The 26,481-nt window shown below is 60.8% G+C and carries 26 protein-coding genes and 1 pseudogene; 14 read left to right on the top strand and 13 right to left on the bottom strand.

The window, feature by feature from the left end; genetic code table 11:
• Positions 1-4: 4 nt before the first annotated feature.
• Positions 5-424, bottom strand: a complete 420-nt coding sequence (locus K5K89_RS25535) for a polyribonucleotide nucleotidyltransferase (RefSeq protein WP_071489917.1) — start codon at positions 422-424, stop codon at positions 5-7.
• 124 nt (positions 425-548) lie between these two features.
• Here K5K89_RS25535 and hrpB point away from each other — a divergent pair, with 124 nt between their 5' ends.
• Positions 549-3,059 carry an ATP-dependent helicase HrpB gene (gene hrpB, locus K5K89_RS25530; RefSeq protein ID WP_222540476.1) on the top strand — a complete coding sequence of 837 codons (2,511 nt, stop codon included), beginning with the start codon at positions 549-551 and terminating at the stop codon, positions 3,057-3,059.
• Positions 3,060-3,181: 122 nt separating this feature from the next.
• On the opposite strand, the gene K5K89_RS25525 is transcribed toward hrpB, so the two are convergent.
• Positions 3,182-4,270 (bottom strand): endonuclease/exonuclease/phosphatase family protein, encoded by a 1,089-nt coding sequence (locus K5K89_RS25525; RefSeq protein WP_222540475.1) that lies wholly within the window; start codon positions 4,268-4,270, stop codon positions 3,182-3,184.
• 40 nt (positions 4,271-4,310) lie between these two features.
• Entirely contained in the window at positions 4,311-4,970 is a 660-nt protein-coding gene (locus K5K89_RS25520; RefSeq protein WP_071490028.1) for a YciC family protein, read from the bottom strand.
• A gap of 175 nt (positions 4,971-5,145) precedes the next feature.
• On the opposite strand from K5K89_RS25520, the gene K5K89_RS25515 reads away from it, so the two are divergent.
• The 3 genes from K5K89_RS25515 (at position 5,146) to K5K89_RS25505 (ending at position 7,115) form a co-directional block, all read left to right on the top strand.
• Entirely contained in the window at positions 5,146-5,883 is a 738-nt protein-coding gene (locus K5K89_RS25515) for a DUF2076 domain-containing protein (RefSeq protein WP_068932002.1), read from the top strand.
• Positions 5,884-6,001: 118 nt separating this feature from the next.
• A complete protein-coding gene (locus K5K89_RS25510; protein WP_025858209.1) occupies positions 6,002-6,478 on the top strand; it encodes an NYN domain-containing protein in 477 nt (158 codons plus the stop codon).
• Positions 6,479-6,503: 25 nt separating this feature from the next.
• Positions 6,504-7,115, top strand: a complete 612-nt coding sequence (locus K5K89_RS25505; protein WP_092248204.1) for a PolC-type DNA polymerase III — start codon at positions 6,504-6,506, stop codon at positions 7,113-7,115.
• A 151-nt stretch (positions 7,116-7,266) separates the two neighbouring features.
• Here K5K89_RS25505 and K5K89_RS28765 read toward each other — a convergent pair.
• A pseudogene (locus K5K89_RS28765) lies at positions 7,267-7,356 on the bottom strand (DUF3077 domain-containing protein); the annotation flags it as partial.
• 375 nt (positions 7,357-7,731) lie between these two features.
• On the opposite strand from K5K89_RS28765, the gene K5K89_RS25500 reads away from it, so the two are divergent.
• Positions 7,732-9,114, top strand: a complete 1,383-nt coding sequence (locus tag K5K89_RS25500) for an AAA family ATPase (RefSeq protein WP_222540474.1) — start codon at positions 7,732-7,734, stop codon at positions 9,112-9,114.
• An 18-nt stretch (positions 9,115-9,132) separates the two neighbouring features.
• On the top strand, positions 9,133-9,774 hold the full coding sequence (locus K5K89_RS25495) for a hypothetical protein (RefSeq protein WP_222540473.1): 642 nt from the start codon (positions 9,133-9,135) through the stop codon (positions 9,772-9,774).
• A gap of 52 nt (positions 9,775-9,826) precedes the next feature.
• Here the strand turns inward: K5K89_RS25495 and K5K89_RS25490 are convergent, their stop codons facing one another.
• Positions 9,827-10,279 (bottom strand): Lrp/AsnC family transcriptional regulator, encoded by a 453-nt coding sequence (locus tag K5K89_RS25490; protein ID WP_222540472.1) that lies wholly within the window; start codon positions 10,277-10,279, stop codon positions 9,827-9,829.
• A gap of 161 nt (positions 10,280-10,440) precedes the next feature.
• Here K5K89_RS25490 and yedA point away from each other — a divergent pair, with 161 nt between their 5' ends.
• Positions 10,441-11,337 (top strand): drug/metabolite exporter YedA, encoded by an 897-nt coding sequence (yedA, locus tag K5K89_RS25485; RefSeq protein ID WP_222540471.1) that lies wholly within the window; start codon positions 10,441-10,443, stop codon positions 11,335-11,337.
• Between the two features lie 48 nt (positions 11,338-11,385).
• Positions 11,386-12,720, top strand: a complete 1,335-nt coding sequence (locus K5K89_RS25480; RefSeq protein WP_071489925.1) for a DEAD/DEAH box helicase — start codon at positions 11,386-11,388, stop codon at positions 12,718-12,720.
• A gap of 121 nt (positions 12,721-12,841) precedes the next feature.
• On the opposite strand, the gene K5K89_RS25475 is transcribed toward K5K89_RS25480, so the two are convergent.
• Together K5K89_RS25475 and K5K89_RS25470 are read right to left on the bottom strand one after the other, a co-directional pair.
• Positions 12,842-14,068 (bottom strand): TIGR03862 family flavoprotein, encoded by a 1,227-nt coding sequence (locus K5K89_RS25475; RefSeq protein ID WP_222540470.1) that lies wholly within the window; start codon positions 14,066-14,068, stop codon positions 12,842-12,844.
• Positions 14,069-14,234: 166 nt separating this feature from the next.
• The gene (locus K5K89_RS25470; RefSeq protein WP_071489927.1) at positions 14,235-15,155 is read right to left on the bottom strand and encodes a histone deacetylase; all 921 of its coding nucleotides are present in this window, start codon (positions 15,153-15,155) and stop codon (positions 14,235-14,237) included.
• 75 nt (positions 15,156-15,230) lie between these two features.
• Between K5K89_RS25470 and K5K89_RS25465 the strand changes: the two genes are divergently transcribed.
• From K5K89_RS25465 to K5K89_RS25455, 3 genes are read left to right on the top strand one after another with little or no spacing between them, the layout of a single operon-like run.
• Positions 15,231-15,800, top strand: a complete 570-nt coding sequence (locus K5K89_RS25465) for a GNAT family N-acetyltransferase (RefSeq protein WP_071489928.1) — start codon at positions 15,231-15,233, stop codon at positions 15,798-15,800.
• Between the two features lie 38 nt (positions 15,801-15,838).
• The gene (tesB, locus tag K5K89_RS25460) at positions 15,839-16,708 is read left to right on the top strand and encodes an acyl-CoA thioesterase II (protein WP_025858197.1); all 870 of its coding nucleotides are present in this window, start codon (positions 15,839-15,841) and stop codon (positions 16,706-16,708) included.
• Positions 16,705-17,304 (top strand): HAD family hydrolase, encoded by a 600-nt coding sequence (locus K5K89_RS25455; RefSeq protein ID WP_092248221.1) that lies wholly within the window; start codon positions 16,705-16,707, stop codon positions 17,302-17,304. Before tesB ends, K5K89_RS25455 begins: the two co-directional genes overlap by 4 nt.
• A gap of 99 nt (positions 17,305-17,403) precedes the next feature.
• Here K5K89_RS25455 and K5K89_RS25450 read toward each other — a convergent pair whose 3' ends face one another.
• From K5K89_RS25450 to K5K89_RS25440, 3 genes are read right to left on the bottom strand one after another with little or no spacing between them, the layout of a single operon-like run.
• On the bottom strand, positions 17,404-18,378 hold the full coding sequence (locus tag K5K89_RS25450) for an alpha/beta hydrolase (protein ID WP_222540469.1): 975 nt from the start codon (positions 18,376-18,378) through the stop codon (positions 17,404-17,406).
• Positions 18,379-19,278 (bottom strand): neutral zinc metallopeptidase, encoded by a 900-nt coding sequence (locus K5K89_RS25445; protein ID WP_222540468.1) that lies wholly within the window; start codon positions 19,276-19,278, stop codon positions 18,379-18,381.
• A 53-nt stretch (positions 19,279-19,331) separates the two neighbouring features.
• Positions 19,332-19,748, bottom strand: coding sequence for a membrane lipoprotein lipid attachment site-containing protein (locus K5K89_RS25440; RefSeq protein ID WP_071489932.1), 417 nt, complete (start codon positions 19,746-19,748; stop codon positions 19,332-19,334).
• A 184-nt stretch (positions 19,749-19,932) separates the two neighbouring features.
• Here K5K89_RS25440 and K5K89_RS25435 point away from each other — a divergent pair, with 184 nt between their 5' ends.
• On the top strand, positions 19,933-20,811 hold the full coding sequence (locus K5K89_RS25435; RefSeq protein ID WP_071489933.1) for a DMT family transporter: 879 nt from the start codon (positions 19,933-19,935) through the stop codon (positions 20,809-20,811).
• 13 nt (positions 20,812-20,824) lie between these two features.
• Here the strand turns inward: K5K89_RS25435 and K5K89_RS25430 are convergent, their stop codons facing one another.
• Positions 20,825-22,159 (bottom strand): MFS transporter, encoded by a 1,335-nt coding sequence (locus K5K89_RS25430; RefSeq protein ID WP_092248230.1) that lies wholly within the window; start codon positions 22,157-22,159, stop codon positions 20,825-20,827.
• 219 nt (positions 22,160-22,378) lie between these two features.
• On the opposite strand from K5K89_RS25430, the gene quiC reads away from it, so the two are divergent.
• Together quiC and K5K89_RS25420 are read left to right on the top strand one after the other, a co-directional pair.
• Positions 22,379-24,280 carry a 3-dehydroshikimate dehydratase QuiC gene (gene quiC, locus K5K89_RS25425; RefSeq protein ID WP_071489935.1) on the top strand — a complete coding sequence of 634 codons (1,902 nt, stop codon included), beginning with the start codon at positions 22,379-22,381 and terminating at the stop codon, positions 24,278-24,280.
• Positions 24,281-24,357: 77 nt separating this feature from the next.
• Positions 24,358-24,999: a TetR/AcrR family transcriptional regulator gene (locus K5K89_RS25420; RefSeq protein ID WP_033897904.1), complete on the top strand. Its 642-nt coding sequence runs from the start codon at positions 24,358-24,360 to the stop codon at positions 24,997-24,999.
• 138 nt (positions 25,000-25,137) lie between these two features.
• Here the strand turns inward: K5K89_RS25420 and K5K89_RS25415 are convergent, their stop codons facing one another.
• Both K5K89_RS25415 and aroQ read right to left on the bottom strand, forming a co-directional pair.
• The gene (locus K5K89_RS25415; protein WP_071489936.1) at positions 25,138-25,986 is read right to left on the bottom strand and encodes a shikimate dehydrogenase; all 849 of its coding nucleotides are present in this window, start codon (positions 25,984-25,986) and stop codon (positions 25,138-25,140) included.
• Positions 25,983-26,432, bottom strand: coding sequence for a type II 3-dehydroquinate dehydratase (gene aroQ, locus K5K89_RS25410; protein ID WP_222540467.1), 450 nt, complete (start codon positions 26,430-26,432; stop codon positions 25,983-25,985). The genes K5K89_RS25415 and aroQ overlap by 4 nt, the downstream gene beginning before the upstream one ends.
• Positions 26,433-26,481: the final 49 nt, after the last annotated feature.

Genomic DNA, 26,481 nt, shown 5'->3' with positions numbered 1-26,481 from the left:
GTCCTTATGCGGCGGGTTGCAGGCCCAGGGACGCGAGTTGCTGCACACTCCCTTTGAACTGGATCATGCGCGGGTCGTCCAGCGGCAGGCTGCGGCCGGTTTCCTTCTGGATGATGCTTTGCAGCTTGGCATTGTCGACCTTGCCGTCGGCGCCAATGGCGTCGTGGAGTTTGGCCGGGTCGACCTGGGCAGTCTTGCCCGGTTCGAAATAGATGGCGCCGGTGGCGAAGTCCACGCCGAACGCGATCAGGCCGGGGATCACATAGAACAGCAGGCCCACGGCGTCGAGCACGGCAATGGTCGGGTCGATCTTGCCGTCGATCTGGCCACGGCGGTCGGGGTAGAAAATCGACCCGCAGGCGGTGAGTTGGCTCAGCAGGGTGACGGCGAGGACACCGCCGATGACACGGGAAGCGATACGCATGGGGACTCTCCTGAACACGGTGGATACGCGACTATATAGCAACGGCCTTACAGCAATGGCCTTGAGACCATCGTCGGCATTCGGCAGTTCGCCGTTATACTCGCCGCTCTGCTTTGGAGCCAGTATGAATTCGTTGCCGATCGATGAAGTTTTACCCGCGCTGCGTGACGCCTTGGCGAATCGCCATGAAGCCGTGTTGGAAGCACCGCCCGGCGCCGGTAAAACCACCCGTGTGCCTTTGGCGTTGTTGAACGAGCCCTGGCTGGCCGGGCAGACCATCCTCATGCTCGAACCCCGCCGCCTGGCCGCCCGTGCCGCCGCCGAACGCCTGGCCAGCGAGCTGGGTGAAAAGGTCGGCGAAACGGTCGGCTATCGCATCCGCCTGGACAGCAAAGTCGGCCCTGACACCCGTATCGAAGTGGTCACCGAAGGCATCCTCACCCGCCGTCTGCAGGACGACCCGGCGCTGGACGGTGTGGGCCTGTTGATCTTCGACGAGTTCCACGAGCGCAGCCTCGACGCCGACCTGGCGCTGGCCCTGAGCCTCAACGGCCGCGAACTGTTTCGCGATGAGCAACCGCTGAAGATCCTGCTGATGTCCGCCACTCTGGAAGGCGAGCGTCTGGCCAGCCTGCTGGATGACGCACCGATCCTGCGCAGTGAAGGCCGCATGTTCCCGGTGCAGATGCGCTGGGGCCGCCCTTATCAGCCCGGTGAATTCATCGAACCGCGGGTGGTGCAAACCATCCTCGAAGCCCTGCACGACGAAACCGGCAGCGTGCTGGTCTTCCTGCCAGGGCAGGCAGAAATTCGTCGGGTCCACCAGCAACTGGTCGACGTCCTCGGCGGGCGCCCCGATGTGCTGTTGTGTCCGCTGCATGGCGAGTTGGACCTCAACGCTCAACGCGCCGCCATCGACCCGGCGCCCGCCGGTAAACGCAAAGTCGTGCTGGCGACCAACATTGCCGAGACCAGCCTCACCATCAACGGCGTGCGCGTGGTGATCGATGCCGGGCTGGCACGCGTACCGCGTTTCGACCCGGGCAGCGGCATGACTCGCCTCGACACCCAGCGCATCTCCCGCGCCAGCGCCACCCAGCGCGCCGGTCGGGCAGGGCGCCTTGAGCCGGGCGTGTGTTATCGCCTGTGGTCCGAAGACCAGCATGAAGGCCTGGCCGCCTACGGCAGTGCGGAAATCCTCGCCGCCGACCTGGCCGGCCTGGCCCTGCAGCTGGCGCGCTGGGGCGTTACACCCAATCAATTGGTGTGGCTGGATGTGCCGCCGACCGCCGCGTATGCCCAGGCCCAGGATTTGCTGGTGCGCCTCGGTGCATTGAATGACGACGCACTCACCGCCCACGGCCAGAAAATGGCCGAACTGCCGGCCCACCCGCGTATCGCCCATCTGCTGTTGCGCGGGCAGGACCTGGGGCTGGCAAGCACCGCGTGCGATGTCGCCGCGCTGTTGGGCGAGCGCGATATCTTGCGCGGCGGCGGTGCGGACTTGCACAGTCGCCTGGCGCTGCTGTCCGGTGAAGAGCGCTCGCGCGGTACGCAAGGCGGCGTGCAACGGGCCAGGCAGTTGGCCCGGCAATACCGCGGCTATTTAAGAGCGCAGGCGACTCAAGCAGTGGCCGACCCCGATCATCCGCGCTGGCTCGGCGCCTTGCTGGCACTGGCCTACCCGGACCGCGTCGCCCAGCAACGTCGCCCAGGCGGTGCCGAGTACCGCCTGGCCAACGGCCGCGCGGCGCTGTTCGCCGAGGCCGATAGCCTGATGAAACAACCCTGGCTGGTCATCGCCGACCTGGGCAGCCGCCAGGGCCAGCGTGAAGAGCGCATCTACCTGGCGGCGGATTTTGACCCGGCGCTGTTCGACACGGTGCTTGCCGAACAAGTGCGCAACGTCGATCAACTCGACTGGGATGAGCGCGAAGGCGTGCTGCGCGCCGAGCGCCAACGCAAAGTTGGTGAGTTAGTGCTCAGCCGCGAACCCCTCACCGGCCTCGATGAGTCCGCGCGCAGTCAGGCACTGGTCAACCTGGTGCGTCGCAAAGGCCTGGAACTGCTGCCGTGGACGCCGGAACTGCGCCAATGGCAGGCCCGCGTCATGCTGCTGCGCCACCTTGACGCCGGCAAAACCAGTGAATGGCCGGATATCAGCGACAGTGCCTTGCTCGCCAGCCTCGAACACTGGCTGATGCCCTACCTGGGCAAAGTGTCGCGCCTGAGTCATTTCGCCAACCTGGATATCTCCAGTTTCCTGCACAACCTGCTGCCGTGGCCGCTGCCCCAGCGTCTCGATGAACTGGCGCCGCAGCATGTGAAAGTGCCGTCGGGCTCGTCGGTGCGGCTGGACTACAGCGAACAGCCACCGATCCTCGCGGTGCGCTTGCAGGAGTTGTTCGGGCTGGTCGACACCCCGCGCATTGCCGGTGGGCGCCAGGTGGTGAAGCTGCACCTGCTGTCCCCAGCGCGACGGCCGGTGCAGGTCACCCAGGATCTGGCGAACTTCTGGCGCAGCACCTACGCCGAGGTGAAGAAGGATCTGAAGGGGCGCTACCCCAAGCATTACTGGCCGGATGATCCGTTGGTGGCCGAGGCAACGGCGCGGATCAAGCCCCGCAAGTCGTAACACCACAGGCTCCAAATGTGGGAGGGGGCTTGCCCCCGATAGCGTTCTGTCAGCTAGAGAGGTATTGGCTGGCACACTGTAATCGGGGGCAAGCCCCCTCCCACATGGGTTTGTGTTGTTGGTTATGGCGCGGGGGGGAGCAGGAACCGGGCGATCACGGGCAGGTGGTTGGAAATGCGCAAGGTATCTTCCTGCCGCACTTTCGCTTCGACCCGCTTGATCTGCGGGCTGTAGAACAGGTAATCCAGTGTTCGGTCCGGCCCTTCCACACTGGGGTCGTTGGGGAAGTGGGTCAGCCACTTCTCACGGTCGATGCCGCTGGATTGGCTGTTGCTCGGGACCATCGGGTATTTGTCCCACAGCAGATGCAGCTCGCTGTCCGGCGAATACTGCCCGCGCTTGCCGGCGTCCAGGCGCAGGAATTGGCCCAGGGGCAGCAGGTTGAAATCCCCGCCGATCAGCCAGGGCGTGCCGCGCCCTTCGAATTTATCCAGCAGTTTGACTGTGGTCTGTACTTGTTCCAATACCGCGCTGCGCCCTGGGGCGTCACCGTCCAGGCGTGTGTTGAGCACCGCCAGTTGGCCGCCGTCGCTCAGGGGCAGGTAAGTCAGCAGCAAGGCCGGCTTGGGCTGGAACTGGCGGCTGAGGATGTTGGCCTCGGACGCCGGCAATTGCAGGCGTTCGGCGTGTTCGATCTGATAGCGGCTGAGTGTCGCGAGCTTGCGGCCGACGCTGCCGAAGATATGCCAATCGGGCACGAAGTCGGCTTTCCAGTCGAAGGTCTGGGCGCTGCATGGGTACAGGTCGACCAGGCGTTCTTGCAGCAGGGCCAGTTGGTCCTGATAGTGGGAAGGCTTGGCGTTTTCGTCGAGCTCCTGCAAGAGCAGGATGTCGGGTTGTTCGTCGCGGATTACCCGCGCCACTTCGTCAAGGCTGGCGGCCATGTCTTCCACGGTAGGCCGATCATCCGGGCCGCTGCCATTGGCCGTGTCGTACCAGAACACGTAGTTCTTGCCGGCCAGGTATTGCACGTTCCAGGTCATGACCTTGAGCGCCTGCCCCGGCAGCAGCGTGGGCGCACGGGGCGCAACGCAACTCACCGGCAGGGTTTCCTTGGGCTCGGGACGCCAGGTCAGGCTGTAGACCATGGCTGCAAACAGCCCCGCGATGATCAGCAGGCTCAGCAAGGTGATGCGCAATAAACGGGTCATCGGCTCGGCTTATAGCGTTTCAGAAGTGGCACGGAGCATATCACCGCGCGTCGGCATCGCCACCGATCAGCATGAATAAACGGAACAGTACCACGCTGGTAAACAGCTGCAGGAAGCTGTGGGCGCTGTCCAGTAACAGGCCCAGCAGCGGCGCGGGCTCGGGGTAGGCCGCTACGCTGGCGCCCTTGAGCAGCCACAACGGCGTCATCACACACAGCAGGCACACCAGGATCCGCCAGAAATGCCCACGGCTCAGGCGGAAACTTTCCTTCATCGCCTCCAGCGCTGGCATGCCGCGCAGCACCAGCAGGTACTCGGCAAACGCCAGCACCACCATCAGCCACAGCCCCGGCAGGAAATACAGCGACAGCCCCAGCAGGATCAGCAGTGTGCTCATGGCCGTCAGCAGGGCAAAGCGCGGCCACAGGGTCAGGGCCATGGCCCAGACATCCTTGGTGCGCGGCGACTCGCCACGGGTGCGGGCATCCAGAAAAAGTATCAAGGCCCCGGTGTACAGCGGGTACACCAGCAACCCCACCACCACGCTGTAGCCGGGGAATGCATCCTCGCCCACCACGTGATTCAGCACCTGTTGCAGCAGGGCTTCGAAAATCACCAACGGCAAGCACAACTGGACGATGGCGCCCAAGTTGCGTTGGGTGAAACGGAAAGAGTCGCGCAGCACGTCTAACGGATTCATCAAGTTCATCGCAGGCCTGAAAGCAAGGGCAACACTTTAACCGATCATCACCGGCGGTGAGCAAACGTAAACCTTGAGTAAAGACCATTGAAACAACTCGTAACACCCCCATAACTAGAGCGGCGCCTGATGACAGGCACACCACGATTTCTACCGGCAATCTAACGAGGTCGCCATGAACAGCGAAGAGCAAACCCTGATCGATGGACTGTTTTCACGGTTGCAACAAGCCGAAACGGACTCAGCCCCCCGCGACGCCCAGGCCGAAGCGCGGATCAAGGAGCACATGACGCGCCAACCGGCGGCCGGGTACTACATGACCCAGTCGATCCTGGTGCAGGAACATGCGCTCAAGAGCCTCGACGCGCAGAACAAGCAGCAGGCGCAGCAGATCCAGCAATTGCAGGATGAACTGCAGAGGGCCAAATCCGCGCAGCCTGCTCCGGCGAGCAGCGGCGGTTTCCTGTCGAGCATCTTTGGCGGCGGTGGTTCCCGTGATCAGCAGCCGGCTCAAAGTGCACCGCCTTCTTCTGGTGGCGGCTGGCGCGAACCGGCGCGGCCTGGGTTCAGCCAACCTGCCCCGCAGCAGAATTATCAACAGCCTGCTCCAGCCGCTCCGGTGGGCAGCGGCTTCCTTGGCGGCGCGATGAAAACCGCAGCCGGCGTGGCCGGTGGTGTATTGCTGGCCGAAGGCATCAGCAGCCTGTTCAACCACAATTCGCAACAGCCGCAAGTCGTGGAAGAAATCATTCGTGAGGAGCCAGCGCCTGCCAGTGACAACGGCAACTGGGGCAATGATGACCAGAAGTACGCCGGCAACGACAGCTGGGGCAGCAACAATTCGGACAGCTTTGCCGACAGCGATTATTCCGACGATTCTTCCTCCTTCGGCGACGACGATTCCTTCGTCTGACCTACCTTGGCCCGGGGCGCTGCGTCGCCCCGGTCTGATTTTTCCCGGCAACCCTCTCGCGGCTGGCATACTTGCACCCTTTCCGGGCCCTGGCGCCTGGCTGTCATGAGGAAGTGCGGTGAAGAAAATTGCAGTGTTCGCCGATGTGCAAAACCTCTACTACACCGTCCGCCAGGCCTATGGTTGCCACTTCAACTACGCCGCGCTGTGGGCTGACATCAGCGCGCGCGGGCAGATCGTCGAGGCGTACGCCTATGCCATCGACCGTGGCGACAGCAAGCAGCAGCAATTCCAGCAGATCCTGCGCAACCTGGGCTTCACGGTAAAACTCAAGCCCTACATCCAGCGCAGCGACGGCTCGGCCAAGGGCGACTGGGACGTGGGCATCACCCTCGACATCATGGACGCCGCCGACCACGTCGATGAAATTGTGCTGGCCTCCGGCGACGGTGATTTCGACATGCTGCTCGACCGGGTTATCCACAAGCATGGCGTCGAGGCCGTGGCCTATGGCGTACCGGGGCTGACGGCCAATTCATTGATACGCGCCGCCAGCCGCTACGTGCCGATCGAAGGCGCTTTGTTGCTTAAATAGATCTTCAGATGGAGTTGGAACAGGTTTGGAACGTATAGCGGTCATCGACTTTGAAACCACCGGCATCACCCCGAGCAGCCGTTGCCGTGCCACGGAAATCGCGGTGGTCATCCTTGAGCGTGGCCAGATCGTGGACCGCTACCAGAGCCTGATGAAAACCGGCGTGCACGTGCCGGCGTTCATCGAACAACTCACCGGCATCAGCAACGCCATGCTGCGCAGCGCGCCGCCGGCGGAGCGGGTGATGAACGAGGTCAATGAGTTCGTCGGGACTACGCCGCTGATGGCGCACAACGCTGCGTTCGACCAGAAGTTCTGGGATTACGAATTGGGCTTGATCCGCCGCACGCGTTTGCAGAAGTTTGCGTGTTCTCTGTTATTGGCGCGACGCCTGATGCCGTCGGCGCCAAACCATAAGCTCGGCACGTTGAACGCCTTCGCTCAACTGCCCCACACCGGCCAGGCTCACCGGGCGCTGGCGGATGCGGAGATGGCGGCCAACCTCACGGCGCACCTGGCTCAGGAGCTGCGCCGTACCCACGGCCTGCGCGAACTGTCCCACGACCTGCTGTGCACCTTGCAGAAAGTGCCGGCGGCGAAGATCAATGAACACTTGAAGAAACATCGCGGGTTCTGACCTCGCCACACGCTCCAGAACACTGGGCTCTGAATGTGAAACTCAACATGTGGGAGGGGGCTTGCCCCCGATAGCGGTCTGACAGCTACAGATGTATTGGCTGACACACTGCCATCGGGGCAAGCCCCCTCCCACATGGGTTCTGCGGTGTTTAGCGAGGCTGCACACAGGCCAACGCCCGATCCACTACACCCTTGGCCATCTCTACTAAATGCATCACGGCCCGCTGTTGCGCCTTCATCCGCCTGATAAAGCAGGCGTTGGATGGTAGGGCTTTTGCGCATTTTCCACTGATCGGACTTGCACGTCCGGTCACCGGATATTCGATGACATAGCGAGACTAGCCACATGGCTCAATGGAAACAAGGCTGTGGAATTCTCTAGGAAACTTCCCGCAAATGAAAGGGATCGGTCTTGCTGGTCATCCACAGCATCAGTGCTGTGTAATTAATCCTGCGGGTGAGTGAGAAAATCTCATACGCTGGTAGGGCCTTACACGTCATTCAGCCACGGGGCAGTATTAAGTGAAAAAGAAGCCAATCCATCTCTTGAGTCTGGCGATCACATCAAAGATACTCGGTATAAATTAGTCGCTGCTCGATTATAGAGAGCTATCATGCTTACCAAACTCGAAGCTCATGGTTTCAAAAATCTTTTAGATTTTTCTGTGTCACTTGGTCCATTTAACTGTATTGCTGGTCTGAATGGCGTAGGAAAATCAAATATATTTGATGCTATTAAGTTCCTCTCGCTGTTAAGTGACAAGTCTATCGTAGAGGCGGCATTGGCAGTTCGGGATTCCGAATCTACTGATCCGCTAGATATTTTTTGGACAAATGGTGAGTATCGAGTCGAAAGTTTAAAGTTGGCTGTGGAGATGATTGTTCCGCTGGATATAGTTGATGATTTTGGCCGTAAGGCTCAAGCAACTTCAACATTTTTGCGTTATGAGGTCGAAATTGCTAGGGATCCTCTAGAGGAGAAGTCTGGCTCCTTGGGGTTGTATCTTTCGCGTGAAACGCTTGTGCATATAAATAAGGGGGAGGCTACCAAGTCTTTGCATTTTCCGCTAAGTGTTTCACAGTTTCGTGATAATGTTGTTTTGAATAAAAGAAAAGGTGCAGGTTTCATTTCTACTCAAAAGGTAGATGATGGGATTGTGGAGATTCACCTTCATCAGGATGGTGGGAGTAGTGGCCAACCTCAGAAAATTCCCGCTAGGTACATTCCTAAAACGGTTGTCGCGAACACGAATAGTGCTGTTTGGCCAACGATTTTGGCAGCTAGAAGAGAAATGCAATCTTGGAGATTCCTTTCTCTAGAGCCGACAGCGATGCGACGTTCAAACAAAATGCACGAAGACGCAAGTGTCGGTGCTGATGGCGGTCGTTTGGCTGCCGCATTACATAAGTTATATCGTAAAGACGAGAATGTCTATTCGCGTATAGCGAGTAGACTTTCTGAAATTGTTCCTACATCTGATGTGCGAGTCGATGTAGATCAAGTTAGGCAATTGCTCACTGTTGAGGTCAAAGAGCGCTCTGGTGCGTTTTTACCAGCAAGAGCTCTTTCCGACGGAACTCTTAGATTCATGGCTCTATGTATTATGGCCGAGGATCCGGATTTCAAAGGACTTCTTTGTTTCGAAGAGCCCGAGAATGGTATCCATCCTGCAAAAATGGGAGCGATGTTAGCGTTGCTTAAGGAACTGGCTGTTGATACCAGCTATCCAGTAGGGGAAGATAATCCAATGAGGCAAATATTGATTGCTACTCACTCCCCAGTTTTAGTGAAGCTAGAGTCTCCAGATGATTTGATATATGCAGATGTCGTAAAGGTTTTGGGGCCGGATGGAACGCCGGCGTCTACGATTCGCTGTAAAAGCTTGCGCGAAAGCTGGCGTTTTAAATCTGGTTCTGAATGCATTGATAAAGGATCGATTATTGCTTATCTGGCTCTGCCGCCGGATAGTCAAATCTCTATGGAATTTGAAGAGTAAATCCTGGGGTTTTTGCATATGAAGATAAGGTTCGTTCTCACTGGGGAAGGCTCTTCGGATTTGAGGCTGGTAGAGCATATACAAACAATACTAATCGAAGAGGGGTTTTCAGAGGTCAGTGGTGAGGTTCCTGATTTGGGTATGTTTAGGCCCGCTATAGGACGCTCCGTTCGTGATAAGTTGGTGGCGCTAGCGAAATATTATCCTCATGCAGACGTAATATTTGTGCATCGTGATGCTGATAACGTCGGCGTGGCAGTTAGAGAACTTGAAGTTTCTCAAGCGAGCGTAGGTGTGTTGGAATTGGAGAGAGTTATATCGGTGGTTCCAGTTACCATGCTAGAAACTTGGCTGCTCGCAGACGTGAACGCAATAAAACGTGTGGCGGGAAACGCGTCTTACCGTGGAGCCATCGGCTGTATTCCGTCCGTTCGGAGACTTGAAGATGCACGTGATACAAAGCAGATATTGATGGATGCCCTCTGTGAGGCGAGTGGAACTCAAGGTGCGAGGTTGAGCAAGTTCAAAAAAAGATTTTCCGAGATGCGGGCTCGTCTGACAGTAGATCTGGATCCTGCCGGTCCGGTTCGAGACCTGCCCTCCTATCAGCTGTTTCGAGAGAAAGTCAGTAGCTATGCAAGAAATAAACTTGATGCTTAGTGAAAACTGGTTGTTGAGGTGAGTTTAAGGGGGGCGCATGCCCCCACTTGACTTACTTAGTACTCCCCTCCAACTGCCCCAACGGCACCCGTCGCTCTATCGCACTCGACAAAATAATCGAGGTCTTGCTGAACCCGAACTTCGCCACGCGGTTGATCAAGCTCTCCAACTCCGGCATCGACCCCACCGCCGCCTGCATGATCACGCACGGGTCGCCGGTCACCCGATGGCATTCTGTCAGCTCGGGAATTTCCGCCAGCGCGTCGTACACCTTCTGACTGCCATGATTGGTCAACCGCAGTTCAATCACGCACTGGATCGGCAACCCCACCTTGGATAAATCCACCTTGGCCTGATACCCGGTGATCACCCCGCTGGCCTCCAATTTGGCCACGCGCTCGGCCACGGCAGGGGCGGAGAGGTTTACCGTGCGGGCCAGTTGCGCGTAGGACGCACGGCCGTCTTCGAGCAGGGCGCTGAGGAGCATGCGGTCGTATTTGTCCATGATAAGGCTCCGGTTGCGCGTGACTTTCGAAAGCACGGTTTATAGCCTTCACAACCATGCTTTGAAAAGTGTAACGGCGTTTTAAACAGGTTTTGTAACTTATGTTTAACGACCTGCCTTTTTAGAATAAGCCTCTCTTCTCTCTGCCTTAGAGCTGCCCAATGCCTGGCCCACGTCGCTTTCCCTTACCGTTGATCGCTGCCTTTTTTGCGCTGTATGTGATTTGGGGGTCCACCTACCTGGTGATCCGCATTGGTGTGGAGTACTGGCCGCCGCTGATGCTGGGTGGGATTCGCTTTTTGGTGGCGGGGTTGGCGATGTATGGCTTTTTGCGTTGGCGCGGGGCGCCGGCGCCGACCTGGGTGCAGTGGAAGGCTGCGGCGAAGATCGGCGTTCTGCTGCTCACCTTCGGCAATGGCGCGGTGACGGTGGCCGAACATACCGGCGTTGCGTCCGGTGTGGCCGCGCTGGCGGTGGCGACGGTACCGTTGTTCACCTTGTTGTGCGGCTATTTCTGGGGCGCGCGCAATACCCGCCTGGAGTGGGCCGGGGTGGTGCTGGGGATTATCGGCATTGCCATGCTCAACATGGGCTCCAACCTGCAATCAAGTCCGACCGGCGCGATGCTGTTGCTGTTTGCCGCCGCGTCCTGGGCGTTCGGTTCGGTGTGGAGCAAGCACTTGCCGTTGCCGGCGGGCGCGATGGCCAGCGCGGCGGAAATGATCATTGCCGGTGCGCTGCTGTTGGTGGGCAGTGCGCTGACCGGTGAGCGGCTGCACGCGGTGCCTCCGATCGAGGGCTGGTTGGCCCTGGTCTACCTGGCGGTATTCGGCTCGATCATCGCCTTCAATGCCTACATGTACCTGCTCAAGCACGTACGCCCGGCGGCGGCGACCAGCTATGCCTACGTCAACCCGGCGGTGGCGGTATTGCTGGGGATTGTGTTCGTGGGCGAGACCATCGGCCTGGAAGAAGCCCTGGCCATGCTGGTGATCATTAGCGCCGTCCTGCTGATCAGCCTGCCCCAGTGGCGCAAGCCCAAGCCGGAAATAAGGTAAACTGCGGCGCATTGCGACCTTGCGCTGAATTTTTCCTACGGTAAACACATGACTTTCGCCACCCTTGGCCTGATCGAACCCTTGCTGCGCGCCCTTGAGACGCTTGGCTACCAGACCCCGACGCCGGTGCAGGCGCAAGCCATTCCGGCAGTGCTGGCCGGTCGCGACCTGATGGCCGCGGCCCAGACCGGTACCGGCAAGACCGCCGGTTTCGCCCTGCCGCTCCTGCAACTGTTGACGATGGAAGGGCCGAAAGTCGCCGCCAACTCGGCGCGTGCGCTGATCCTGTGCCCGACCCGCGAGCTGGCCGAGCAGGTGCACGCCAGCGTCGCCGAGTACGCCCAACACCTGCCACTCACCACCTACGCGGTGTACGGCGGCGTGAGCATCAACCCGCAGATGATGAAGCTGCGCAAGGGCGTCGACATTCTGGTCGCCACGCCCGGTCGCCTGATCGACCTGTTCCGCCAGAACGCGCTGAAGCTCAACCAACTGCAAACCCTGGTGCTCGACGAAGCCGACCGTATGCTCGACCTTGGCTTCTCGGAAGAGCTGGCGAACATCTACCGCATGCTGCCGAAAAAGCGCCAGACCCTGCTGTTCTCCGCGACCTTCTCCGATGACATCCGCCTGCTGGCCGGGCAGATGCTCAACGACCCGCTGAGCATCGAAGTCAGCCCGCGCAACGTTGCTGCCAACACCGTGAAGCAGTGGATCGTGCCGGTGGACAAGAAGCGCAAGCCGGAGCTGTTTGTGCACCTGATGCGCAAAGGCCGCTGGAAGCAGGTGCTGGTGTTCGCCAAGACCCGTAACGGCGTGGATGCGCTGGTGGATAAGTTGCAGGGCCTGGGCATCAATGCCGACGGCATCCATGGCGACAAGCCTCAAGCGACCCGCCAACGTGCGCTGGACCGTTTCAAATCCAGTGAAGTGCAGATCCTGGTAGCCACTGATGTGGCTGCCCGTGGCCTGGACATCGAAGACTTGCCGCTGGTGGTCAACTTCGACTTGCCGATCGTGGCTGAAGACTACATCCACCGAATCGGCCGTACCGGGCGTGCGGGCAATACCGGTGAGGCGATTTCCCTGGTGTGTGCCGATGAAGTGAACATGCTGTCGGCCATCGAGATGCTCACGCGTCAGACCCTGACCCGCAAGATGGAGCCGGACTTCGAACCGGAGCACCGCGTGCCGGACACCGACGCCAGCGGGCAGGTGGTGAAGAAGCCGAAGAAACCGAAGAAGCCTAAAACGTCCGGTGGTGGCGGTAAGCGCAACCTGGGCAAGTGGGTGGACAGCGGTGAAGTGACGCCGGCGGAGCCTTCGATCAAGCCGGTGCGCAAGGTGCCCGTTTTTAATACCGGGCCACGCAAGAAGAAGTAAGTTCTTCAGCGCGGCTGATGGCCTCATCGGGGGCAAGCCCCCTCCCACATTTGACTGTATTCACAAATCAAAGTGTGGGAGGGGGCTTGCCCCCGAAGGCGGCTTTGAATTCACCGCAATCTCAGCGATTGAGCCACTCCAACATCCCCCGCCCAGCCGCCCGGCCGCTGGCAAAACACCCCGTCAGCAAATACCCCCCGGTCGGCGCCTCCCAATCCAGCATTTCCCCCGCACAAAACACTCCCGGCAACTGCTTGAGCATCAAGCGCTCATCCAGCGCCTCAAATGGCACGCCGCCTGCGGTGCTGATGGCCTCATCCATCGGCCGTGTCTTCACCAGCGTCAATGGCAGCGCCTTGATCGCCACCGCCAACTTCGCCGGATCGTTGAAGTGCTCAGCCGGCGCCAACTCGCGCAGCAGTGCCGCTTTGACCCCCTCCAACCCCAACTGACTGTGCAGGTGTTTGCTCATCGAGCGCGAACCACGCGGCTTGGCCAGGGCAGCCAGGACCTTGTCCAGCGGCTTGCTCGACAACAGGTCGATATGCACGGTGGCCGCACCGTCGCGGTTGATCGCTTCGCGAATCGGCGCTGACAGCGCGTAGATCAAGCTGCCTTCGATGCCGGTAGCGGTGATCACGCATTCGCCCAGCCGAGGCTTGTCGTCCCCCAGCCCGATGGCGACGTTTTTCAACGGCGCGCCAGCGAATTTGCTGACCATCAATTCGCTCCAGGCCGACACCTCGAAACCGCAGTTGCTCGGTTGCAGCGGGGCGTAAGGCACGCCTTTGTCCTCCAGCAACCTGAGCCAGGCGCCGTCAGATCCCAACCGTGACCAACTGCCGCCGCCCAGCGCCAGCAGCACGGCATCGCTGCGGACCGTTTTTTCGCCTTCGGGGCTGTGGATAAGTAAGTCGCCCTCGGCATTCCAGCCTACCCAACGATGCCGGGTGTGGATAACCACGCCCTGGTCGCGCAGACGCTTGAGCCAGGCGCGCAGCAGCGGGGCGGCTTTCATATCTGTAGGAAACACTCTGCCCGAGCTGCCGACAAAGGTCTCGATCCCCAAGCCATGAATCCACTCGCACAACGCCTCGGCCCCAAAACTACGCAGCAGTGGCGCCATGTGCGGCTCACGTTCGGCATAGCGCGACAGAAACGCCGGGTACGCCTCGGAGTGGGTGATGTTCATGCCGCCCACGCCGGCCAGCAGGAACTTGCGCCCCACGGACGGCATGCCGTCGTACAGGTCCACCCGTACGCCTGCCTGGCTCAGGACTTCGGCGGCCGTCAATCCGGCAGGGCCGCCGCCGATGATGATGACGTGTGGGGGAGGGGTATCGGGCATGGGCTGCGCTCGCATAAATTAGCCGAGCATTCTACCCGACGAGAGTGAAAACGCCTGATCAAAAAACGTACAGCTTCCTACAGGCCTTATGATTAGTAGCTCTCACACGCTTACACTCAAGTTATCCACAGGTGGTTCCACAGGCATTGTGGGTAACGCCCACAGTTCAGTGACAACCTGATGACGTCCATACCCGTTGCGCACTGTGGTGCAGAATGCCGTGGCGGCGGGCCAGGGCCGGGCGGTCCTTGCTGTAGCCGCCGCCGATCACGCCCATCACCGGGATGTCGCGGCCCAGGCAATGGCGCATCACGCTTTCGTCGCGGGCGGCGACGCCTTGGTCTGTCAGCTTGAGGTAACCGAGGGCGTCGTCCTTGTGCACATCGACGCCGGCGTCGTACAGCACCAGGTCCGGCTGGTAGAGCGGCAGCAGGTAGTTGAGCGCGTCGTCCACCACCTTGAGGTAATCGGCGTCGCCCATGCCCATCGGCAGAGGGATGTCCCAGTCGCTCTGGGCCTTGCGCGCGGGGAAGTTCTTTTCGCAGTGCAGCGATACGGTGATGGCGTCCGGCGTGTCGTGGAGGATGCGTGCCGTGCCATCGCCCTGGTGCACGTCGCAATCGAAGATCAGCACGCGGTTGACCCGGCCGCTGGCCAGCAGGTAATGGCTGATCACCGCCAGGTCATTGAAGATGCAGAAGCCCGCCGGGTAATCGTAGTGCGCGTGGTGGGTGCCGCCGGCCAAGTGGCAGGCCAGGCCGTGTTCCAGTGCTTGCTCCGCTGCCAGGATGGAGCCACCGACCGCGCGCACGGTGCGCCGGGCCAGGGCTTCGTTCCAGGGCAGGCCGAGGCGACGTTGGTCTTCGCGGGACAACTCGCCGCCCATGTAGCGTTCGATATACCCAGCGTCATGGGCCAGGGCCAGAATTTCTGGCGGGCACAGCTGCGGGCGCAGCAGTTGGCTGTCCTCGGTCAGTCCGGTGGACACCAGGTGGTCGCGCAGCAGGCGGAACTTGTCCATGGGGAACCGGTGGTCCGCCGGGAACTCGGGGCTGTAGTCATCGTGGTAGATCAATGGCAGAGGCATGGGATTTTCTGACGGGAACCTGCGACGCATCTTACCCGCGTTGTACACTCACGCACATGGCAAGGGAGGGGACCCATGGAGCCGATACTCGAATTGGAAAGCGCACGCCTTTTGTTGCGCCAATGGCGCGACAGCGACCTGCCGGACTTTGCGCGCATGTGCGCCGACCCGCAGGTGATGCGTTATTTCCCGGCCACACTGAGCCACCTGGAAAGCGCCGCGTTGATCGGCCGGATTCGCGGCCACTTCGCCGAATACGGCTTTGGCCTGTGGGCGTTGCAACGCAAGGACACGGGGGAATTCATCGGTCTCACCGGGTTGCTGAATGTCAGCTTCGATGCCGACTTTACCCCGGCGGTGGAAATCGGCTGGCGCCTGGCTCGCGAACACTGGGGCCTGGGCTATGCCAGCGAGGCCGCCTGGACCGCATTGCGCTGTGGTTTTGATCGTCTGAACCTGGACGAGATTGTCGCCTTCACCACCGAATCCAATCTGCCATCACAAAAAGTCATGCAGGCCATCGGTATGCATTACGATCCCCAGGCAGATTTTGAACACCCCAAGGTCGCAGCCGATGACCCGCTGCGCCATCATGTTTTGTACCGCATCACCCGCGCCCAATGGTTGGACACGCTGCACGGATAGGCAGCCCGGAATGCCCGATAGATTTTAGGAGTTGCTCTATGAGCCAAGTATTGGAAGATCTGGTGGACCTGCTGACCCTGGAGCCGATCGAGGAAAACCTCTTTCGTGGCCGCAGCCAGGACCTGGGTTTTCGCCAACTGTTCGGCGGCCAGGTGCTCGGCCAGTCGCTGTCGGCGGCCAGCCAGACCGTAGAAGAAGCGCGGCACGTGCATTCCCTGCACGGTTATTTCCTGCGCCCTGGCGACGCGAAGTTGCCGGTGGTGTACTCGGTGGACCGCGTGCGCGACGGCGGCAGTTTCAGCACGCGCCGGGTGACGGCGATCCAGAAGGGCCACCCGATCTTCACCTGCACCACCTCGTTCCAGTACGACGAACAAGGCTTCGATCACCAGACCACCATGCCCGTGGTGGTCGGCCCGGAAAACCTGCCGTCGGAGCTGGAACTGACCCAGCAACGCGCGCATCTGATCCCCGAGCACATGCGCGACAAGCTGCTGTGCCCCAAGCCGATCGAAGTGCGCCCGGTCACCGAGAAAGACCCGTTCAACCCGCAACCGTCCGACCCGGTCAAGTACGTGTGGTTCCGCGCCGACGGCGCCCTGGCCGATGCACCGGCGCTGCACAAATACCTGCTGGCCTACGCCTCGGACTTCGGCCTGCTGACCACTTCGCTGCTGCCCCACGGCAAGACCGTGTGGCAGAAAGACATGCAGGTCGCCAGCCTCGATCACGCGCTGTGGTTCCACGCCGACCTGCGTGCCGATGACTGGTTGCTCTACGCCATGGACAGCCCGTGGGCCGGCAATTCCCGGGGGTTCTCCCGAGGCAGCGTGTACAACCGCGCCGGGCAACTGGTGGCCTCGGTCACCCAGGAAGGCCTGATTCGCCATCGCAAGGATTGGGCATGAGCCTAACAGAGGTTAAACATTGGGTGTTCGACATGGACGGCACCCTGACGGTGGCCGTGCATGATTTCGCGGCCATTCGCGTGGCCCTGGAGATTCCACCCGAAGACGACATCCTCACGCACCTGGCGGCGTTGCCGAAGGAGGTTGCGGCGGCCAAGCATGCCTGGTTGCTGGAGCACGAGCGTGAGCTGGCGTTGGAGTCGGTGGCCGCCGAAGGCGCGGTAGAACTGGTGCGCGAACTGGCCGGGCGTGGCTATCGCCTGGGTATCCTGACGCGCAATGCGCGGGAGTTGGCGCATATCACCCTGGACGCGATTGGCCTGGCGGACTGTTTTGCCATGGAGGACGTGCTGGGGCGTGACGATGCGCAACCGAAGCCGGATCCGGACGGCCTGCTGAAACTCGCGGCGGCGTGGGATGTGGCGCCAAGCGAGATGGTGATGGTCGGTGATTACCGCTTTGACCTGGACTGCGGCCGGGCGGCGGGGACGCGAACGGTGTTGGTGAATCTGCCGGAGAACCCGTGGCCGGAGTTGGCGGATTGGCATGCATCGGACTGCGCGGTGCTGCACCAGATGATCCAGCCCAGACAATAGAGATCAACTGTGGGAGGGGGCTTGCCCCCGATAGCGGTGTATAAATCAGCACATGTGTAGTTGGCAGACCGCAATCGGGGGCAAGCCCCCTCCCACAGGTTATGGCGTGAACAGTACTTTCTGGCCCTCGGGCGACGTAAACATCCCGTCTCCGTCATGCCCCACCCCCGGCACTTCCACCAACTTATGACTCAGCTGCGGATGCCGCTGCTTGAGGTAGTCAAAGTAGTTGTGCCCACGAATCAGGCGGTACGCGCCCTGGGTCTCGGCGGCGCAGCTTTTGTCCAGCGCGGGGTGGTTCGGGTCGGTGTCCTGCTGGCCCAGCAGGTAGGTGATATTGCGTGACACGTAAGCCTGCTCGAGCTGTTGGGCGCTCTGGCCCTTGGCGTAGTCGGGCAGGTCTTGCAGGCCGTACTTCCAGTCGTTGAAGCCTGGGCAACGGGCGGTATCGAACTTCACCGGGCGTTGGGGGGTGAAGTAGGCGTAGGACGAAGGGTTGGCCACCACGTAACGCAGGCTGATGCCTTCGGTTTGCAGCAGCGGATGGTCGTGCCCGGTGAGGGCGAAGCGCTGCACCACCTGGCCGCCACCGGAGTGGCCGGCCACGACGATTTCCTTCAGCGCCGGGAACAGCGTGCGGTTGCCCAGGTGCTTGATGATCTGGTCGAGGGCGCCGTAGGAGCTGATGTGTCCCGGACCGGTGGAGGGCTCGCCGGCCATCCAGTCATTGCCGTTCCAGCGCAGTACCTGATTGTCCAGGTGGTTGCGCTTGACGTCGGACGCATTCAGAAACTGCGGCGCAATCACCAGTGTGTTGGCGCTCTGGCCTGCGTGCTCGGCGGCGTCTTCGGCGCTTTGCAGGTAGGTTTGCGCATTGCGCAGGCGGCCGTGCACGATGATCAATGCGCGGGTGACCTGGGGCAGTGGCTGGCGCCAATCCTGGCTCAAACCGAGGCTGAGATCGCCGGCCTCCAGGTGGAAACGATGGGGGCTGACGTCCTTGACGCCGTGTTCGGCGGCCCAGGTTGAACACGTGACTAACAAGCCCAGCAGCAATCCCAAGCGTTTATTCATTCAAAGACTCTTGGCGGTAAACGTGTCGCATTGAGTGATCTGGCCCTGGGCGAAGCCGGTCTTGAACCAGCGAACCCGCTGTGCCGAGGTGCCGTGGGTAAACGAGTCCGGCACAACACGCCCCTGACCCTGTTGCTGCAAGCGGTCATCGCCAATGGCGTTGGCCGCGTTCAGTGCTTCTTCGATATCGCCGGGTTCCAGCCAGTTGAGGCGCTTTTGCGCACGGTTGGCCCAGACCCCGGCGAAGCAGTCGGCCTGCAGTTCCTGGCGCACCAGCAGGCCGCCATCACCTTGCATCTGTCGACCCTGCTGGCGTGCGGCCTGGATTTTCGACGAGATGCCCAGCAAGGTCTGCACGTGATGCCCGACTTCGTGGGCGATCACGTAGGCCTGGGCGAAATCACCGGCGGCCTGGAAGCGCTGCGACATTTCCCGGAAGAAATCCAGGTCCAGGTACACCTGCTGGTCAGCCGGGCAATAGAACGGGCCGCTGGCCGAGGTGGCTCCCCCGCAGGCGGAATTGACCCGGCCACGGAACAGAATCAGTTTCGGATTCTTGTAGGCCAGGCCGTTTTCCTGGAACACCTGGCCCCAGGTGTCTTCGGTATCGCCCAGCACGGCGCGGACAAAGTCCGCTTGCTCGTCGTTGGCCGGCGGCGCCTGACGTGTCTGCGTACTCACCGAGGGTGCCTGTTCCATCTGGCCGGTCAGTTGGCCGAGGATCTGCAACGGGTCCTGGCCGGTCAACCAGCCGATGCCGACAATCAGCACGATGGCCGTGAGGCTCAGGCCCTTGCCGCCCCCAAAGCGCATACCGCCCCCACCACCGCCCCCACCACCGCCGCTGTCATCGCGGGCGTCGACCACGTTGTCGCTGCGTCGGCCTTTTTTCCATAGCATGGGGCAATCCTCTCGGTGAACGGTCCTACATTAATTGGGGAAGAGTATGGCCGTTAATCGCGGCAATAGCCTTCGCCGGTATCGACAATCAGGCAATCCTTTTTATCCGCCAACCATTTCAAACCGGTGGCTTCGCCGTCGCCGGCGCTCAATTGCTGGGGGCCGTCCGGGCGGGTAAAGGCGATGCCGTCTTCGTTGGCTTCACCTTTGAAGGTGCCGGAGTCGTCGTCATCAAGGCCATATTTCATGGTCAGAATGTAGTGACCACGGCCAATACTGTCGTCCTTGGCGATGGTGAGGTAGAGGCCTTCTACGCCGATCCACTTGCCGAGCCATTTGTCGGTGGGCGGCGTTGCCGGCACCAGGGTGGCCTGCACGGACGCCGGTGCCGGCTTGGGGGCTGGCTGCTCTTGCTGGTTGCACGCGGTGAGCAGGGCAAGGGCAGACAGGACAAAGAGGATTTTTTTCATAGCAGCAAGGCCTTGATTAAAAAGTGTGCAACACGGCGGTCAACGTGCAGCGTTGGACTCGAATCCCGTGATTTAGTGCGCTGTTCGCACGGTGTTTGGTTATGCTCTAGGGGCAGACGCAGGCCCGGCTGCTAGATTACCGGGTTGAGTGCCACGCGTTCAGCTCGCCACGCAAGAGAATTCCATGACTGTCAGCACCCCCCTTTCCGGCGTCAACCACCCCTTCAAAGGCATTTTGCTGATTGTACTGGCGACGTTCCTGTTCTCCAGCCATGACGCCTTGTCCAAATACCTGGCCGGGTTCTACCCGATCGTGATGGTGGTGTGGGCGCGTTACCTGGTGCACACCCTGTTGATGGCCGGCATCTTCCTGCCGCAATCGGGCTTGCGCGTGCTGCGCAGCAAACGGCCGGGTATGCAGGTGGTGCGGGCGCTGTGCCTGTTGGGCACCAGCCTGTTTTTCACCTCGGCGCTGCACTTCATCCCCCTGGCGGAAGCCACGGCGGTGAACTTCCTTGCACCGATCCTGGTAACGGCGCTCTCGGTGCCGCTGCTCGGCGAACATGTGACACGTGGCCAGTGGCTGGCGGTGATCTGCGGGTTTGTCGGGGTGCTGGTCATCATCCACCCGGGCGGCGAACTGTTCACCCCGGCGGTCTTGTTGCCCCTGTGTTCGGCGCTGTTCTTCTGCTTCTACCAACTGCTCACGCGCATTCTCAGCCAATACGACACGCCCACCACCAGCAACTTCTTCGCCGGCCTGTGCAATACCTTGGTGATGAGTGCGATGGTGCCGTTCTTCTGGCAAGTGCCGACGCTGTGGCACGGCGTGTTGATGCTGGCCCTGGGCACCTGCGGGATGACCGCGCACTTGATGCTGACCCAGGCGTTCCGCTTCGCGGCACCGGCCTTGCTGGCGCCGTTTGGCTATTGCCAGATCGTGTTCGCGGGGTTGTTGGGCTGGCTGGTGTTCAATCACACCCCGGACCTGACCACGGTGGTCGGTATCGGGGTGATCTGCATGAGCGGGCTGGCCGCTGCCTGGCAGCAGCGGCGCCGGTAGCTGAGACGGTAGATCAAACGTCCACGGTAGGGATCTTGCGCGGTGCCATGAAGTACATCCAGGTCAGCGCAATGAAGTACATCGCCGGGATCAGGGTGAACAACACGGTGTAGTTGTTGTTCGTGACCGTGAGGATGTGGCCGACGATCTGGGTCATGAACATGCCGCCGATGGCCGCGCACATGCCACCAAAACCGAACACCGTGCTCATCATGTGCTTGGGTGTGTAGTCCATCACCAGGCTCCAGATGTTGGCGGTCCAGGCCTGGTGTGCGCCAATCGCCAGGGAGATGGCAAACACCGCGACCCACAGCTGGCTGGAACCGGCGGCCATGATCACGCCGACGATGCAGCAGGCAAACAGCAGCATCGACAGCAGCCGCGCCTTGATCGAGTTCATGCCTCGGCCGATCAGGAACGACGACAGAATCCCACCCCCCACGCTGCCGAAGTCGGCGGTCAGGTAGATGATGATCAGCGGGATACCCATCTGGGTCACGTTGATGCCCAGGTTGTATTGCTGGTTCAGGAACGGCGGCAGCCAGTACAGGTAGAACCAGAACACCGGCGCGGTCATCGAGTAGGCGAGGGCGAAGGCCCAGGTGCCACGCATGCGCAGGATGCGGCTGAAGGGCACGCGGGGTTGTTCCGGTTCGACTTCCTGTTGCACGTAGTCCAGTTCGGATTGTTTGACGGTGGGGTGGTCTTCCGGGTTGAAGTACTTCAAGCCCCAGAACAGCAGCCAGATTCCGCCGAGCGCCGACATGCACAGGAACGCCGCCTGCCAGCCCCACACGTGCAGGATCAACGGCAGCAGCATCGGCGTCATCATCGCACCCACGTTGGTGCCGGCGTTGAAGATACCGGTGGCCACTGCCCGTTCACCGGCCGGGAACCACAGGCGCGTGGTCTTGACGCAGGCCGGGTAGTTGGCGGCTTCGGTCAGCCCGAGAATGAAACGACAGACCATGAAGCCCACCGCCGAGGTGGCCAGGCCATGGGCGCCGGTGGCCAGGCTCCACAACAGGACCGCGCAGAAGAACACGCGTTTCACACCGACCCGGTCGATCAAGCGGCCCTGCAGCACAAAGCCGATGGCATAGCCGACCTGGAACCAGAAGTTGATGTTGGCGTAGTCCATCGCCGTCCAGCTCATCTCCTTGGCGAGGATAGGCTGCATCACGCCCAATGCGGCGCGGTCGATGTAGTTGAGGGTGGTGGCGAAGAACACCAGGGCCAACATGCCCCAGCGCGTTTTACCCACGGCCAGGGCGCCGCGGATCTTGTCGCCGATGCCGGCGTGCGGTGTGCCCGGGCGGTCGGCCAGGACGGAGTTTTGCAGAGGCATGAGGTCGTACCCGTTTTTTGAAATTTTTATGGTGTGTTCTGGGTCTTGTTACTGAATCGATGGTGCGCAGCGGCTAAAAAATCGTCAATTCGCCAAAACGGCTTTGTGTTCGATAATCGCACCAAAAACTAACCGGTTCGTACATTTTAATTGCTGTGAACAGTTTAGCGGCCAATAATTTGCCGTAAACAAGACGCACCTAAATGCCGGGAGTCGCCCATGCAACGCTCCATTGCCACCGTTTCCTTGAGCGGAACCCTGCCGGAGAAACTCGAAGCCATCGCGGCCGCCGGGTTCGACGGCGTAGAAATTTTCGAAAACGATCTGTTGTATTACGATGGCAGCCCCCGTGAAGTCAGGCAAATGTGTGCCGACCTGGGCATTGCCATCACCTTGTTCCAGCCGTTTCGCGATTTTGAAGGCTGCCGTCGAGACCGCCTTGCACGCAATCTGGAGCGCGCCGAGCGCAAATTCGACTTGATGCAGGAACTGGGCACCGACCTGGTGCTGGTGTGCAGCAATGCCTCCGCCGATTGCGTGGGCGACGAGCGCATTCTGCTCGATGACCTCGGCCTGCTCGCCGAACACGCCGGCCGTCGTGGCTTGCGCATTGGCTATGAAGCGCTGGCCTGGGGCAAGCATGTAAATACCTGGCAACAGGTGTGGGACCTGGTGCGTCAGGTCGATCACCCGAGCCTTGGTGTATTGCTCGACAGCTTTCATACCCTGTCCCTCAAGGGCGACCCGAGCGCCATCGCCGAGATCCCCGGCGACAAGATCTTCTTCGTACAAATGGCCGACGCGCCGATCCTGGCCATGGACGTGCTGGAGTGGAGTCGGCACTTCCGCTGCTTCCCCGGCCAAGGCGAATTCGACCTGGCTGGGTTCCTCGGGCCGATCATCAAGAGCGGCTACACCGGGCCGCTGTCCCTGGAAATTTTCAACGACGGCTTCCGCGCCGCGCCCACCCGTGCGAACGCGGCGGATGGCCTGCGCTCCCTGCTGTACCTCGAAGAGAAAACTCGCGAACGCCTGAAACAGGAAGCGCCGGCGCAACCGGTCGAGATTCTGTTTGATACCCCGCCTGCCAGCGAATACGACGGCATCGAGTTCCTTGAATTTGCCGTGGACGAGAGCCTTGGCGCCAAGCTCACCCACTGGCTGGAACGCCTGGGTTTCGTCAAGGCCGGGCAGCATCGCTCCAAGAGCGTGAGCCTGTTGCGCCAGGGCGATATCAACCTGATCCTCAACTGCGAACCCTATTCGTTTGCCCACAACTTTTTCGAGGCCCATGGGCCGTCGCTGTGTGCCACCGCGATTCGGGTCAAGGACAGCGCCAAGGCCCTGGAGCGGGCGGTGGCGTACAAAGGCCAGCCGTATCGCGGCCTGGTCGGGCCGAATGAGCTGGAGCTGGCGGCGGTACGTGCGCCGGATGGCAGCCTGATTTACCTGGTGGATCAGAGTGAAGGCGGGCTGTACGACACCGACTTCAACCTGCAGCCCGGCGTGTCATCCAGCGGCGGCTTGCTGCGTATCGACCATATGGCCATGGCCCTGCCAGCCGACAGCCTCGACAGCTGGGTGCTGTTCTACAAGAGCCTGCTGGATTTCGAAGCCGATGACGAAGTGGTACTGCCCGACCCTTACGGCCTGGTGAAAAGCCGCGCGCTGCGCAGCCGTTGCAGCTCGATCCGTCTGCCGCTGAACATCTCCGAGAACCGCAACACGGCGATTTCCCACGCGCTGTCGAGCTATCGCGGCTCGGGTGTGCACCATATTGCCTTCGACTGCGCGGATATCTTTGCCGAAGTGCGCCGCGCCAAGGAGGCCGGTGTGCCGCTGCTGGATATCCCGCTCAACTACTACGACGACCTGGCGGCGCGTTTCGATTTCGACGATGAGTTCCTCAGTGAGCTGGCGTACTACAACGTGCTGTACGACCGCGATGCCCAGGGCGGCGAGTTGTTTCACGTCTACACCGAACCCTTCGAAGGGCGGTTTTTCTTCGAGATCATCCAGCGCAAGAATGGTTATGCCGGCTACGGCGCAGCCAACGTGGCGGTGCGCCTGGCCGCCATGGCCAAATCGCGCAGCGGTGCGGTGCGCCAGGCGCGTTTATAACGGCGGTGCGGTGCTTTCTTTCGGGGAGCGTCGCGGCCCATAATCACGGCCTGCATAACACTGGCCGTGAGCGCACCATGACCACCGAGGCACCTCGCAAGAGTCGTAAGAACAATCCGGAAAAGACCCGCGAAAACATACTCCAGGAAGCCATCGTCGAGTTTGTCCAGCAGGGCCTTTCCGGCGCTCGCGTGGACGCGATCGCCGAGCGTATCCACACCTCCAAGCGCATGATCTATTACTACTTCGGCAGCAAGGAGCAGTTGTACGTCGAGGTGCTGGAGAAACTCTACGGCGACATCCGCAACACCGAGACCCGCATGAACCTCACGGCCCTGGAGCCGCGTGAAGCGATCCGGCGGCTGGTGGAGTTCACCTTTGATCACCATGACCAGAATGTGGATTTTGTGCGCATTGTCAGCATCGAAAATATCCACAATGCCGAGTACGTGAAGCGTACAGACACCATCAAGGCGATGAACAGCAAGATCCTTGAAGGGTTGGGGGAGACCTTGCGCCGTGGCGCCGAGCTGGGCTTGTTCCGGGAAGGGCTGGAACCGTTGGACGTGCACCTGCTGATCAACTCGTTCAGCTTTTACCGGGTGTCCAACCGCCATACCTTCAGTGAGATTTTTCAGATCGACCTGTCGGATGAGGCGGTTAAACAGCGGCATCGGGACATGATTTGTGATTCGGTGATGCGTTACCTCCAGGCCTGAAGTCTCAGGTTGGAATGCATTTAAAATGTGGGAGGGGGCTTGCCCCCGATGACAGTGGGTCAGCTACAGATAAGCTGGCTGATCCACCGCTATCGGGGGCAAGCCCCCTCCCACATTTGGATTTTTATTCCAACTCAGTCAGGTATTCATGCACTGGAAGTGCGCCAGCATGCGCTGCGCATCCGGCACTTCCCCACAGAACAGCTCAAACGCCTTCACCGCCTGAAACACCGCCATGTTGCCGCCATCCAGGGTGCGACAGCCCAATGCGCGGGCATCGCGCAGCAGTTCGGTTTCCAGCGGGAAATACACGATTTCCGCCACCCACAGGTCTGCTCTTAGTAAAGCGGCGGGCACCGGTGTGCCGGGCAGCTTGGCCATGCCCATCGGCGTGGTGTTCACCAGCCCATCGGCCTCGGCCACGGCGTTTTCTACGTGGTTGCCCACTTGGGCGCGCCCTGGGCCGAAACGTAGCGTGAGGTTCTCCACCAGGTCGCGGGCACGGGCGGGGTCCACGTCGAAAATACTCAACTGTTGCACTCCCTCGGCCAGCAGCGCATGGGCCACTGCGGCACCTGCACCGCCGGCGCCCATCTGCACCACGCGTTGGCGGGCGACATCACTCAAGTTGCGCCGGAACCCTTCGGCAAATCCCAGGCAATCGGTGTTGTGGCCGATGCGCTTGCCGTCCTTGAACACCACCGTGTTGACCGCGCCAATGCCATGGGCCTCGTCGGACAGTTCATCGAGCAGCGGTAGGATAGCCTGCTTGCACGGGTAGGTAATGTTCAGCCCGGTAAAGCCCATGAGCTCGGCGGCGCGCAGCAGATCGGGCAAGGCGTCGATGCCCAACTGCCGGGGCTCAAGGTCAATCAGGCGGTACAAGTAACGCAAACCTTGGGCATCGCCTTCCTGTTCATGCAGCGCGGGCGTGCGGGAAGCCTGGATGCCAGCGCCGATCAGGCCGGCGAGGATGCGTGTTTTCATCGGGCCGATCCTTTGAGCAACTGGCTGAAGTGTTCCAGCGCCAGGTGGTAGCCGTGGCTGCCGAACCCCGCGAGCACGGCCTTGGCGATGGGTGACACAAAGGAGTGATGACGGAACGCTTCGCGGGCATGCACGTTGGAGAGATGCACTTCGATCACCGGCACTTCACTGGCCACCAGCGCATCACGGATCGCCACCGAGGTGTGGGTCCAGGCCGCCGGGTTGATCACGATCCCGGCGCAGCGGGCGCGGGCGCCGTGGATCCAGTCGAGCAGTTCGCCTTCATGATTGGTCTGGCGGAATTCGATTTTCAGGCCCAGATGTTCAGCGCTGCGGCCGCACAAGGCAGCCACATCGGCCAGGGTTTCATGGCCGTAGGTAGCGGGCTCGCGGGTGCCGAGCAGGTTGAGATTGGGACCGTTGAGCACCAGCACGATAGGCGGCATGGGGTGTTCTCCACAATTCTTGTTAGTTGTGCAGATAAAATGTACTGAA

Origin of the sequence: Pseudomonas sp. DR208 (assembly GCF_019823005.1) — a bacterium.
Taxonomy (GTDB): Bacteria; Pseudomonadota; Gammaproteobacteria; order Pseudomonadales; family Pseudomonadaceae; genus Aquipseudomonas; species Aquipseudomonas extremorientalis.
Note: the sequence above shows the minus strand (reverse complement) of the source record. Positions and strands in the feature narration are given on the sequence as shown.